Below are 12,749 nucleotides of genomic sequence, written 5' to 3' on the forward strand. Positions count from 1 at the left end.
CTAATCTTGCTGGTGTCCTCTGTTTACGGCTACAGGAGCGGGATTTTCTCTACAACTTCCAGGCTATGGGCGAACTGAGTAGGTGTAGCAGGCGCGAGCGCTTCTTCCCAGGGATCAACATAGGTGTCAACGGCAGCCTGTAGGTCTTCATCAAGTTGCTGACATATACCCTCGGCGTCTGCGATAAGGAGTTGACGGAGATAATCGAGGCCTAGACGTTCTACAAAGTCGTATGTGCGCTCCTGGTATTTGGCCTGCTCGCGGTAATATTGCATAAAGCGACCGGCGTAGACTAGGACCTCTTCAGGCGTAGCGACTGTGCAAAGGAGGTCCCCTTTGCGCACGCGTGAGCCAGCGGCGCCGCCTACATAGATTTCCCACTTATTGCCTTCGATGGCGACGATCCCGATATCTTTTGTCGTTGATTCGGCACAATTGCGTGGACAACCGGAGACCGCTAATTTAGCCTTATGTGGCGTTTCCAGGCCCTGGAAGCGCTTTTCCAGTCTTATGCCCAGCGTTGTGCTATCGCCCAGGCCATAGCGGCAGAATTCGCTTCCTACGCAGGTTTTGCAAGTGCGGAAGGCTTTGGTGTAAGCGTGCCCGGAAGGCATGCCCAGTTCTCGCCAAATTGCTGGAAGCTGTTGCTTGGGAATACCAAGCAGGTCTATGCGCTGTCCGCCGGTAATCTTTACCATCGGGACTTTGTATTTTTCCGCTACATCGGCAATGCGCCGCAGCTGGGCAGGAGAGGTCACGCCGCCATAGATACGCGGCACTATGCTGAAGGTTCCATCGTTCTGGATGTTGGCGTGGACGCGATCATTGATGAAGCGCGCATCGCGCTCGTCTTCGTAAGCTTTGCCCCAGATAGTCTTTAGAAGCGAGGCAAGCCCTGCCTTGCTTGAGGGATCTTCTTTGCCGCCAGCCAGGGCCTTAAATACGGCAGAGACACTATGTAAACGCTGCTCTCTGATGGCTGCGATAAGTTGAGGCTTGGTGAGCGGAACACCGGGTACATAGTAGTGGATAGAGGGATCATCAATCGTCTGTCCATCTGTCATAAGTTCTAGCAAGGCCTGAACTTGAGATTTGCAGGAGCCGCAGCCAGTTCCTGCACGCGTAGACTCACAGAGCGTTTTAAGGCTGCGCTTGCCGTGTTTAATCGTTGCAATGAGCTGGCCTTTCGAGACGCCATTACAGTTGCAGATCTGAGCCTCATCAGATAAAGCGGCGATGGTTCGTGATATTGGTTCATCTGCCTGAGGAAAGAGGAGCTCGGCGCTATTTCCCGGCACGGCGGTTCCGCGTGCAAAGAGCTGGAGTAATTGTGGTGCGCTCTGGCTCTCGCCGAGCAGAATGGCCCCTATCAGGCGTTTGTCGCGCAAGATGAGCTTTTTGTAAATACCCCGGGCTGTTTCCATATACGTGACAACTTCGTCATGTTCCTGACTGCGCTCTTTCTGCCCCATGACAGTTAGCTCTACTCCCATGACCTTAAGCTTAGTGGATTCGGCTGAGCCCTGATAAAGTGGAAGCGCTCTACCAGTTAAGCGCTCGGCCAGGCAACGAGCTTGTTCCCAGAGTGGGGCAAGCAGGCCGTAGGTGCGGCCGCGATGTTGGGCGCATTCGCCAAGAGCATAAATATCCTGAAGGCTGCATGACAGGTCGTCATTTACTACAATCCCCTTTTCAACCTGCAGACCAGCCTCTTGCGCCAGATCCACGTTGGGGCGGATGCCGGCCGAAATGAGGCACATATCGCATTCCAGCAACGTACCGTCAGCAAAAACCAATCCTCTGAGCGTCCCTTGGCCCAGAACCTCTACAGTATTTTTGGCAAGAGAGAAGCAAATGCCCAGCCTTTCGAGATTTTCTTGCAGAATTGCGCTGGCTGATCCGTCTAGCTGAATGTTCATCAAATGCGGCGAAATATGGATGACATGTACGGCAAGGCCACGATTGAGAAGCCCGCGCGCAGCTTCAAGACCCAGTAATCCGCCGCCAATAATAGCTGCTCTACGCGCCTGCTTTGCGTAGTCGATGATATTCGCACAATCGTCAAGCGAACGGTAGGCAAAGATGCCGTCCTGAAAGTTGCCTTCAGATGTATAGAGGTTCTTGATTGGTGGGATGAAGGGCGTGCTTCCTGTGGCGATAATTAGTGTATCATATGGCTCTGCAACCCCATCTGTGGCATATACCATATGGGCCTGCGGCTCAATTTTAGTAACGCGCCTGCCGGCATGGAGCTGGATATGTTGTTCTTTATACCAGTCGAGCGGATTGAGGAAAATGTCGGCGGCTTGCTGCGTTCCGGCCAGAACATGAGAGAGTAAGATGCGATTATAATTACCATAGGGCTCGGCGCCAAACATGGTAATTTCGAAGAGGTCATGGCCATCACGTGCGATTATTTCTTCAACCAGGCGTGTACCAACCATTCCATTACCGATAATTACCAAGCGTTGTTTTTTTGCCATCAGATGTGCTCCTCAATATAGATACCCGAAACGATCCTGACTGCGTACGGTTTATACACAGCTCTGCCGCTGCCAGGATCATGTTCCTGACGATCAGGCGATTGCATGGTTATCGCCTATTTTGTAGCGCGAGCACTGCGCTATCATGACCACCTCTTTGTGAAACTGCCACTGCCAATCTGCTTGTAAAACAGTTCTTACCGCATGAAATTGTGCTAATTGCACAATTAGCTATTGTTTTTCTATGATAGCACGGATTTTTGGCATCGTTAACTGGCAAAAAACCTGAAGATAGCTTAACAATATTTGTGCATGCTGCACAAATTATAGGTGGCGTAATCTCTTTATGGAGCTGGAAAAGGATGTGCTATGTTAGCAAAGTAAAGGCTGATGCTGGCGCTGGTGGAGGATATAGCTGCGGTACGGTTTGCTCCAAGCCATACTCCTTTAATCGCTAGTCAAACTAGTTTAGAATGGCTCTATGATGAAGCGCATGCGCTCTGCTGATCATTCTGCTGATGCATATCTATCGAGATCAAGCCTGGCGTTGCATTACTTTGCGCGCTCTGGGTCAAGAGATAGAGACTTGTGCCACGTGGATCGGCAACAGCACTCTTCATAACAGCCAGAAGATTTGCCGAAGTATATTGCCGCACCAGCGTCATACTTAACTGCGTCCCGCTGCCTGTGCTCACTGTCCCTCCACCTGTACCGCCATTCCCATTCCCTGTAGACGAGGTAGGCGAGGCCGAAGGCGTTACAGTAGCCGTCATAGCAGCCTCCTGTGCCACCTTAAGATCAATTACGCGGAAATGGTCCTTATCAAGAATAAAGAGATGAGGAGCATTATCACTATCTATCAAACCGGTCGCCAACATGCTGGCTCCGGGAACCGACAGGAAAGACTTCGCCTGCACTCCTTGCGTCCCCGGTGTGGGAACAGCCGACGTAGGAGAGAAATCGGCAGCCGTGGCAGAAAGCGGGACTGGAATAGTACTTTGTATCACGACGCCTATGGGCGTCAGATTCCCGCCGTTAGCAAATGGAAGTGTTTGCACAATCCCATTGCTATAGAGCAAGAAAAGCCGCCCATCGGGAAAAGCCGCCACACTCACGAGCGTATTCGAAATAGAGAGCGTCGCATTGACAGGTGTAGCTTTTTCCCACTGATTATCGCCACTAATCTTGTAGTGAATCATATCAGCCGTATTTGGTGCCGTCTTAGAAGTCAAGATCACATAGACATCTTGGCCCCAGGCCGCCACAAATTGTGGCACCAGGTCGTTTTGCATATATTTCTGATCAACAGTGGCAGTTCCTGCGTCCTTGAGCGTCCCATCATCGTTGGGCAAGAGCAAATGCAAGGCATACGAATTATCTTCTGGCCGAGATGCTAAGGCCACTAAACGCTGCCCATCGCTCACCACTGCCTGGACAAGGACATCTTGTACAGCAGAAATCTTATTGACTAAGCTTCGCTGATCATTCAAGCGATAGAGCTTTTGATCGGTCCCAACGGCATAGAAGAACTGCTTGTACTTTTCGTTCTGAATAACTGCCAGGATATTGGCCTGTGTCTCTGTCGTGCCACTATCCAGAGGTGAATTTGTGACATTCACACAAGGGCCTGCTGCCGCTAATGGCACAATTGCTCCTTGCTGATTATAACTTGTAATAGCCGTCTTCGTTATGGAAACGAACTTGGATTGCAGATCAGAAAACTGTCGGAGCTGTTCGCTGTTTAAAGATATCCCTTGCAGATGCTTTAAATCAAGCTGCGCCTGGGAAAGTTGTCTGAGAGCAGTGCTGGGGTCATTTGGCAAAGCTTTTCTAGCTTGATCAATGTGTAGGGTAGCATCTTTCTCTATGTTTGTGATATTTAGTGGTAATTGTTGATTACTGTGTAGAAGATAGAAGAAGGTGGCTCCAAGTAAACTAACAATAAGGATTACAAGCAGTAGAAAATACTTGAGATGTATATTGAATTTTCGCTGACTTAGTAACTGAGCCGATTTGCTAAAGGCAAGCAATAAAGGAATTTGATTAACCCTAGAAATAGGATTATTGACGATTGACGGAGTAGGCTCCTCTATTGCTGGAGCGCCTATGTTGAAATTTGCCGTAGAAGGTTGTGGAATGTTGGATATAGAGGTTTGGAGTGGCCTGGCTGAAATTGGCAAAGTTGAAGCTACATTTTGCTCTAGAGATATAGAAGGGATCGATAGTGGAGGGCGCATTTTGTTAAGAGGGAAGGAGGAAGTTAATTCTGGTTGATGGAATTGTGAGTTGTAAGCTTGTTCTAAAGCTATAGCAAATGATTGTACATCAGGAAAGCGGGACTGAGGATCTTTAGCAAGCGCGCTTAACACAACCTGTTCAATGTCAGAAGAAATACTCGGTATCTTAATGTGCAGAGGGGAAGGTGCAGTGAGTACATGCTGTGTAGCTACTTCTATAGCTGTGCCATTAAAGGGACGCTCTCCACAGAGCCATTCGTAGGCTATAATGCCGAGTGCATACTGATCGCTGGCAATTTGAGGCCTTCCTTGTAGCTGTTCTGGCGCCATATACGCTATTGTTCCTGCCATTTCCAACAGGCTTTGCGAACGAGCGCTGCGAGCAATCATAGCAATGCCAAAATCACTTACCAGGACTTCATCATTGGGTCCTAACAAGAGATTCTCCGGTTTTACATCCCGATGGATTACATGTTCAGAGTGGGCATACTGAAGTGCACTAGCGATTTGTTTTATGTATAAGACAACGGTTTCTAGTGGGACTTGCGTTCCCTTCGGATGGCGTTGACGCAGCGTGCCATTGGGCGCGTAGTCCATGACGATAAAAGCTATACGATGATCTACGCCGAAATCTAAAACCTGTACAATATGAGGATGCTTCAGCCTGATAGTGCGTGCCTCATTGAGAAAGCCAGGAAGCTCACTATCTGTTAACTGCTGTAGTACTTTAATGGCAACAATATTTTTATGATAGATGTGCTCTGCAAGGTAGACCTCTCCGAAACTGCCAAAACCCAGCAGACGAATCAGCCTATAATTGTCTAGCCGTTGTCCTGTACGGTCAGACATTACTTCCCCCTTATAGTAGGGTAATTGTTTGTCCAAATTGTATGGTAATATATGCATGTTATTGCATTCCGGAATGTATGTCAAGCAAAGAGAGCGATACAACTGAGATTTGTTATTCTAGGTTGAAACAGGATTACTTAGTTAAGGAAATAAGTTAGAGAAATTAATTGCGAATACATATTAACTTTAATGAGGGAGAACATCTTCTTTAGAGGGATAAGAACCATAAATACTTCATAAAAGGCCAGTAAACTATATGAGGCTTCTTAATTTGTTTGATTGGGCTAAGCCCATAGGCAGACTTCCGTACTGAGAGCCTGCCTATTCTCTGATTGGGCTTTAGCGCAGAGGATGCATTTGTACCCTCGACGCCTGAGGCATATCCGGCGTCTGGACGTAGGCTGTGCCCACCTGCATCTGTGCGATCTGCCGCCCGAGATCCACACCCAATGGAGCCTGGAGGAGGCCAGCAACCTTGCGCGAGTCGGGGTGATTGACTCGGAAAATGACCTTAGTGCCAATATTGCCGATGATGCCCTGATGGAAGTCGGTTAATTCCTGGCTGGCCACGATGACAACTACCCCAAATTTGCGTCCCTCCTTCATGATCTTGGGAAGGGTAACGTCGCGAGCCAGGCGATGAGCTTCGTCCAGAACGATAGCCAGGCGCAGTTGCTCGGTTGGACCCCAGCGGAACATGTCTTTATAGACCTTACGTAGGATAAAGGCTCCTGCCGCTAACTGTAAACGTTCAAGTACGCGATGCAAATCCAGGACCAGGCCGTTGCGAATATGGGTCAGGAGATTGACTTCACTCTGTTCTGGACGGAAGAGATTCATTTCAAGCAAGCTACGGCAGCGCGCGAGAATAATGTCTGCGTTCCGATTGCTACCCTGGCGCTTAATCTGCTCAAGTACATTCTCCAGGGTAGGATAGGCTAATTGCTGCGAGCCGTTTGCTTTGCCGAAACCCTGTTCCTGATAGGCGCTGAGAAGAGCCTGGTAGAGCGTGTCTTGCTGGATAGGGCCGAGGCCGGTCACGTGGGCAAAAATCTCGGCGACCTCCAGGCTATTAGCGATGATATCCGCATCTTCGCCATGAGAAGAGCATTCAAAGGGCGAAAAAGGTAGTCCGCGCGCGACATCTAGAACATGCGGCCTTACCTGTTGGGTGAAGGGCTCAGCGGGATCGGAGAATTGGCCGTGGAAATCGAGAACGAGCGAAGGAACATGCTGCTTGCTCAACTCGATAAGCAGGCGCGTAATTGTCCAGGATTTTCCCTGGCCGGGAATACCGATAATAAAAAGATGTGGACTGCCCTTAACGCTTGGCTGCCAGTGGCATTCCCCACCTTGAAGCGCCTTACCCAGGCCGATGGCAACTTCCTGACCAACAGCATGCGGCTCTCCATCTTGAACTGCATACTGGAAAGGCTGGCTCAGGTCGCTATCCCGGGCAACCGTCATTGGTTCGGCAACGGCATCCAGGGGCTCTAATACCGCAGTGCGCCGCCGCATCACCTCGTTTCTTAATAGATCATCGTCGCTCTCGTCAGCAATTCCCATGTCCGTGCCATTTTCTTCATCAAGAGCCATATCAGTCTCAGGGAGGGTGCTCTCTTGAAATAGAGAGGATGAGGCTATGATGGGGAAGCGCTGAGTATCAAAATCGGCAGCGGTTAGTACGCGAATCTTGGCCCCATTGATAGTAGTAGCTGTAGCTCGTTCATCCAGGCTCACAATATAGCCTTCGTACCTGTAGCGAAAATCCAAACCAGCTTTTTCGAGCTCGCTCAGGCGTTCAAGAAACGTATGCTCTTGTTCAGGATCAAAGAGTCCGTAGCGGCGGGAGCGCTCAAAATAGAAGCGCAGGACATTGGCTAGATGTGAGCGCTGTAGAGCTCCATCGATGCGTTCTGCATTAAAGAAGTGATCCTCCAAAGCACGACGAGAAGCCTGCATTTGTAATTGCATTTCTTCGCCTAAACGATCGATGGAAACGCGTCCGCGTCGCCACTTGACCTCAATAAAAGTTACATCGACAATATTGCGTTTCAAAGTAAATAAAGCCAGGTCGCAGCGGCGATCGCCCGCCTGCGTCGATTGTTTCCCTTCGCGCGCAAAGAGGCGAGGATGCAGGTCAACAGGCACAAGCACACTCTGGCGCAGGCGATTTTTCCCTTGCAGCCAGGCAGTAACTATTCCCAGGCCAACCGCTCCTGAGGCACTTGTGCGCGACTCAAGGGCTTGCAGGGCCAGGCTGCCAGAAACGAGCTTAAGGTGATGGAGTAGATGGCTCACACTGCTCTCTATTGCAGAGATGCCACGTTCTTCCATGGCCTGGCGTAAGAGGCTGCCGATCTCTTCATGCCAGGATGTTGTAATCATCAGGCGATGCCCCAGCCCTTCAGAAAACTCGGGCGAGTAATCGAGGACATATTTGCGTGCCACCTCGTTAAGACTTTCGATATGCGGCGAATCGTAATAGTCGAGCGCGAAGAAGCGATCGAGCGTAATAACCCAGTTCGCACTTTGATGTAAGCGTTCGAGTAGGCGCCGGCGAGGCTCGTCGAGATGGACTTGAAGGGCGGGCTGGCTGCCAGGCTCCCCACCTAGCAGGCGCGCGCCTGCCTCAAGTAGCGTGGTGTGCAGCTGGATCAGGATATCGCTATACTGAGTTTTAACCGGGTGGGTCTCTGCTGGCTTCAGGCGCTCAGTAAGGATCTGATAGCGCCAGATAAGACCGGAAGCATCTCTTTTCAATTGGGGCACAAAGCGACAAAGGAGACCATAGAGGGCAAAGCTTCTCGCCTCTATTTCTCCTTCTGTTGCCCCGTAGGCTGTAAGCGTTGGCCGCGTAATATCTGAGACGACGGCGACATGCGCGTCGGCCAGATCATCATGTTCGAGTTGTTCAATCGTACGCAAGGTAGCAGAGAGCCCGGGCAAAAAGTAGCTCCCACCACTATTGCCGAAGCGCTCAAGCGTCTGGCGCACGCGATTGAGGGCCTGTACCGAGCTTTTGCGTTCGTCTTCTACATATGAGGTCACCTGGAAAGCCGAGATGCGACTTTCTTCGCTTCCCTCTTCCTCCTCATTCTTGGGCAAGGCGAGCTGTTTCAGGGCCTCGGCAAAGAAATCGCCGCGGTCAGGATTGATGAGGGTGGTAACCAGCGTCTGGATGTAGGGATGGAGCTCAATGAACTTGGCCAGATGATTCGCTAATTGCTCAGGCTGGATGGTTCCGATCGTTATTTGGTCCTGATCTGCGCCCAGAATGGTAGCGAGCTCGCTATAGCGACGATGGGGATCGGGTACGCCAACAGGAAGCAAGACGCCATGATAAAAGCGCAGATTTTGGAAGAAGACAAATTGCTCAGGCGAATCGCTGTGGAAGGCGAAGGCAGGCGTATTGATTGGCGAAAGCATGCGCAATGCCTCTAAATCCAGCGCTCCTTTGCGCGTGGCTGGCTTGGTACGCTCCAAGAGTTGTTCTTCCCAGTTGCTAAGCAATTGTGTATAACCCACCAACCAGGCGATGCGCAATGGATGGGTAGGAAGTATGACCAGGGCCTCCTCAATCTTTTGCGCGCCATCGCGTACGCGGATGAGTAACGTATCGAGCGACATGGCTTCGCGCATCTCAGCCCACCTTTCTGCCTGTCTTTCTCCATCTCTGCTCACCTTCTGCAGCAAGGCCTGCAGTAGAGCCTGATAGCTTTGTACATAGCGTACCGCCGCGCTCGTTATTTCAGGTTTCCACTGCACAACTTCGATAAAGTGCCGTGGGTCGGATTGCCGTATGCTCCTGAATAGGGCTTCACGGGCGTTCCAGAATGATCTCCAGCTATCGTCATCGCCATAAAGCATATAGCGGTCCTTACAGGCATCGGCAGAGACGCGTTTGACCTCATCAACCAGGAGCTGGAACATTCCTCCACCACGCGAGCCGCGTAGGGTCCTGTCTTCGAGCTCTTTCAGCACTGAGCTCAGGCCCAGCGTAATAGCGCGTTTATTATCCAGGCGCAGGCTGAAATACTCAAGCTCACCGCTGCTCCATTGAGCGCCGGATTCTTCCAGGGATGTGGCGCGTGTTTGTAAGGCCTGCTCCAGCCGGCCCAGGGCAATAGTGCTGACCTCGCTGCGCGTCTCACGTGGAAGTTCTTTCCCTTTGTCTTCCTCATCGAATTCGCTTTCGGGCATCAGGAAAAACTCATCGCTATCAGCATAGATGATTTTCTCTGAGCCTCCCTGGTCTTCTTGATAACTGACTGGCTGTCCAGAAACCTCAATGGGGGTGACGCGCACAAATACGCCTAACTGGCGCTCTAGCTCAAAATCAAGCTTGATGGTCAGATTGCGGCGGCTGGCAGGAATCTCGCGCGAGGGAAGATCGATGCCACTATCCTGATCCGTGTCTCCTTCCAGGACGCTCAAGGGCAGGAGCTCAACGCGCCAGTATTTGAGATTGCGTGGGTTGGGCGGCTCTACCTTCCAGCGTACAACCACGCTTGATTTAGGACCACAAGGGATGAGTAGATCTGTCCCAGGCCCATTGGGCTGCAGGAGATGTGTGTAGCGCTCGACCTTGTTTGCGCTGTCCAGGAAATGCTGTATTTGTACCTCTTTAATATCGCTGTGGTCCTCTTCAGGAAAGCGCCAGCGCTCAAAGGTTAGCCCGGCCTGAATAAGCGCCTGCGACCAGCTACGTGGATCGTTAAGATTGCGTCCGCGGAAGAAGGCTATTAGCTGTTGACCAGTCTGCTCATCTACAAGTAAAGCTTGAATGCGTTCAGGGAGCGAGGCTTGTAGGCGGCCTGGATACACCAGCGCTCTGACACAACGTTTGTTATTGTCGAGCGCTTCCATAAACGCAGCTTCATTCTCGCCGAGAACAGATTGGCCATCGGCAATGAGGCCCACGCGCCATAACTCAAGGCCTGCCTGCTCCAATTGGTGCTGCTCATCACGCTCCAAAAGCGCGCTGACAAAGCTGATCTGCTGCTCCTTACTGACCTTAAGGATACCGCGTAACTGGTTGAAGACGCCCTGCACGATTCGCTGAGCTTGATTTGAGAGCCGAGCGCGCAACTGCTTGAGCAGGCTATCATACAGCGTGCGCCCATCGATGAGGGCAAACGAGTTTCCCAGAGAACTGGCTGTTGCATCAACGATATCCATTGGGACGAAAAGGCAGATGCTCTCTTCTTTGCGGTTGCGTAGCTCTATGGCATGATCGGCGGCAATGCTAAGCTCATCGTCTGCGTTTGTCTGGCCACCTTGTAGGAGAAAAGCTTTGATACCATTGCCTGCCTGGACTTGATGAAATTGCTGGCAGATTGCGCGGGCTTCCTCGCGAGGCAAAAAGTCAACGCGGGCACAGTGTCCCACAGAAGTATTCTTGAAGTGTTTGCTGATCTCTTTGGTCAGGATTTCGGTTCTTTGTGCATTCATAATTATTGAGCCTCCACCAGTTCCAGGTACTCACCTGCATAAGGAGGGCGCAGACGCTGAGCCGTGAAATCGTCGGATAGGTCGCGGAAGATATCCATCTGCCGCAGGCGGCGCAGCATCGCGCGCAAATTTTCGCGGGCCGCCGCTACATATTCTGCGCCCTCAAACTGGGCTGGTGGGCGGTCAACCAGAATACCAAAGCGTTGCTCCAGGAACGTGAGGAAATCTTGTAGACGGATTGTGTAAATGCCCTTGTCATTCTTTTGTTGACCTTCTCCGGGTCCGATGCGCGCTGCTGCTAGCTGAACCAGCACCGAAAGCAGCTCATTTGTTGGCGCGTATTTCCACGACGGCCGATAGCCGCGTCGCCCATCGATCAGGCTAAAGGGATGATCATTTCCGCCTACATTCCAAATCCATTTTAAATAATTGCTGATACCCTCCCCTTTCTGAGCTTCAGCAAGAAGTGCAACTACGCGTTCCACATCTGTTTCTCCAGTATCTGCGATAGCATCAACCCAGCTGATTATACCGTCTTGCTTCTCGCTATTATCTTCGGATTCGCTGGATTGATTAGCTTGGCGTATTAGCTCTTCATCCCTTATCGCTGCTGCAGTAATATAGGGGCTTAATTTGGGATGCTCTTGAAGAAGCAAGAGACCCTTGAGATAGGACGGGCCGCACTCGCATCCTTCTACGGCCTCCTCTATCAGACTCCTCCATCTCTGACCTCTCAACTCTTTGATGTACCTGTCAAGTTGTCGTAGAAGAAGATTTGACGTGAAAAATTGTCTATATGTGTCTATATCACGTTTCACGTTATTTTTCGATATGTAATCGCAAGACTCCACAAGTTTGCCTGTAAAATCTAAAAATATTTGGGGATTTGAAGATTGAAAGTTGTCTTGCATCGCTTTAGGTAGGTATTCTGGTTGCGCTACAAGTTCGTTAATTGCCCGAGCCGTTTTTAATGTGTAGATGAACAGCTCAAACCTTATTAAACCTTGCAAATATTGCATAAAAGCCTGGGTTGGCATGAGATCGTGATACGCTGTGATGTAGCATATCATATCTTCTGCAAAAGCCTGTATCAGGGAAGGGCATGAACCCTTTCCCAGATCTTTATCACGATTGAACTGCGATGCTGAACTTTGGAAGCCGTCCAGGAACATAATAGAGAGGAGGGTTAAAGTGTCTAATGGAGTTTGACTATCATACTTACCTCCTACATTCGGCCTGGGCGTAATAATGATGCCTTTACCAAAAATTTGCTTCAGTAACTGTTTGAGATCTTCATTTTTTGAGATGACACTTTTTAGCGCCTGATAGACAAAAATATCGACCTTACGTAGCCCTTGATTTTCTGCAGTTTTTAATGCAAGCAATGAATAGGATTTAATAGCTGCAACTTTTTCGTTGCTACGGTTATGGCCAGTTCTCGAAGTAGTTATAAGCGTAGTACGTATCAGCCGATCAAGGAGCTTTTTCCCTTCTTCTCCCTCAAAACCTTCTAGCTCGGGATGCGAGAATAATAGGCCGAGATATTTGTCAACTGTATCATGTTCTTTGGACCTTCGTACTGTTCCATGCCCATCAGCTATAACTATGAAAAATAGTGCTGGCAATAATCGCTCAATATCAAAGTTGTTTAGCTCAATACTGAGCACTTTGGAAAATTTGGTGCCGCGTAGCTCTTTGGGAAGCGATATCTTCATATCTTCACTTT

Annotated in this window: 4 protein-coding genes; all 4 read right to left on the reverse strand. The window is 50.1% G+C overall.

Annotated features, from left to right (window positions below):
- Nucleotides 1-29: 29 nt before the first annotated feature.
- A complete protein-coding gene (gene nirB, locus EPA93_RS43950) occupies nucleotides 30-2,483 on the reverse strand; it encodes a nitrite reductase large subunit NirB (protein WP_129893626.1) in 2,454 nt (817 codons plus the stop codon).
- Between the two features lie 479 nt (nucleotides 2,484-2,962).
- The gene (locus EPA93_RS43955) at nucleotides 2,963-5,569 is read right to left on the reverse strand and encodes a serine/threonine protein kinase (protein WP_165423796.1); all 2,607 of its coding nucleotides are present in this window, start codon (nucleotides 5,567-5,569) and stop codon (nucleotides 2,963-2,965) included.
- A gap of 339 nt (nucleotides 5,570-5,908) precedes the next feature.
- Nucleotides 5,909-11,023: an ATP-binding protein gene (locus EPA93_RS43960; RefSeq protein ID WP_129893628.1), complete on the reverse strand. Its 5,115-nt coding sequence runs from the start codon at nucleotides 11,021-11,023 to the stop codon at nucleotides 5,909-5,911.
- 2 nt (nucleotides 11,024-11,025) lie between these two features.
- Nucleotides 11,026-12,738: a methylation-associated defense system protein MAD7 gene (gene mads7 / locus EPA93_RS43965; RefSeq protein ID WP_129893629.1), complete on the reverse strand. Its 1,713-nt coding sequence runs from the start codon at nucleotides 12,736-12,738 to the stop codon at nucleotides 11,026-11,028.
- Nucleotides 12,739-12,749: the final 11 nt, after the last annotated feature.

Origin of the sequence: Ktedonosporobacter rubrisoli, assembly GCF_004208415.1 — a bacterium.
In the GTDB taxonomy this organism is placed as follows: domain Bacteria; phylum Chloroflexota; class Ktedonobacteria; order Ktedonobacterales; family Ktedonobacteraceae; genus Ktedonosporobacter; species Ktedonosporobacter rubrisoli.

What these genes read in the sequence shown, in the direction of transcription:
- EPA93_RS43955 (WP_165423796.1), bottom strand. Translation starts at nt 5,569, where the DNA reads ATGTCTGACCGTACAGGACAACGGCTAGACAATTATAGGCTGATTCGT.
- mads7 (WP_129893629.1), bottom strand. Translation starts at nt 12,738, where the DNA reads ATGAAGATATCGCTTCCCAAAGAGCTACGCGGCACCAAATTTTCCAAA.
- EPA93_RS43960 (WP_129893628.1), bottom strand. Translation starts at nt 11,023, where the DNA reads ATGAATGCACAAAGAACCGAAATCCTGACCAAAGAGATCAGCAAACAC.
- nirB (WP_129893626.1), bottom strand. Translation starts at nt 2,483, where the DNA reads ATGGCAAAAAAACAACGCTTGGTAATTATCGGTAATGGAATGGTTGGT.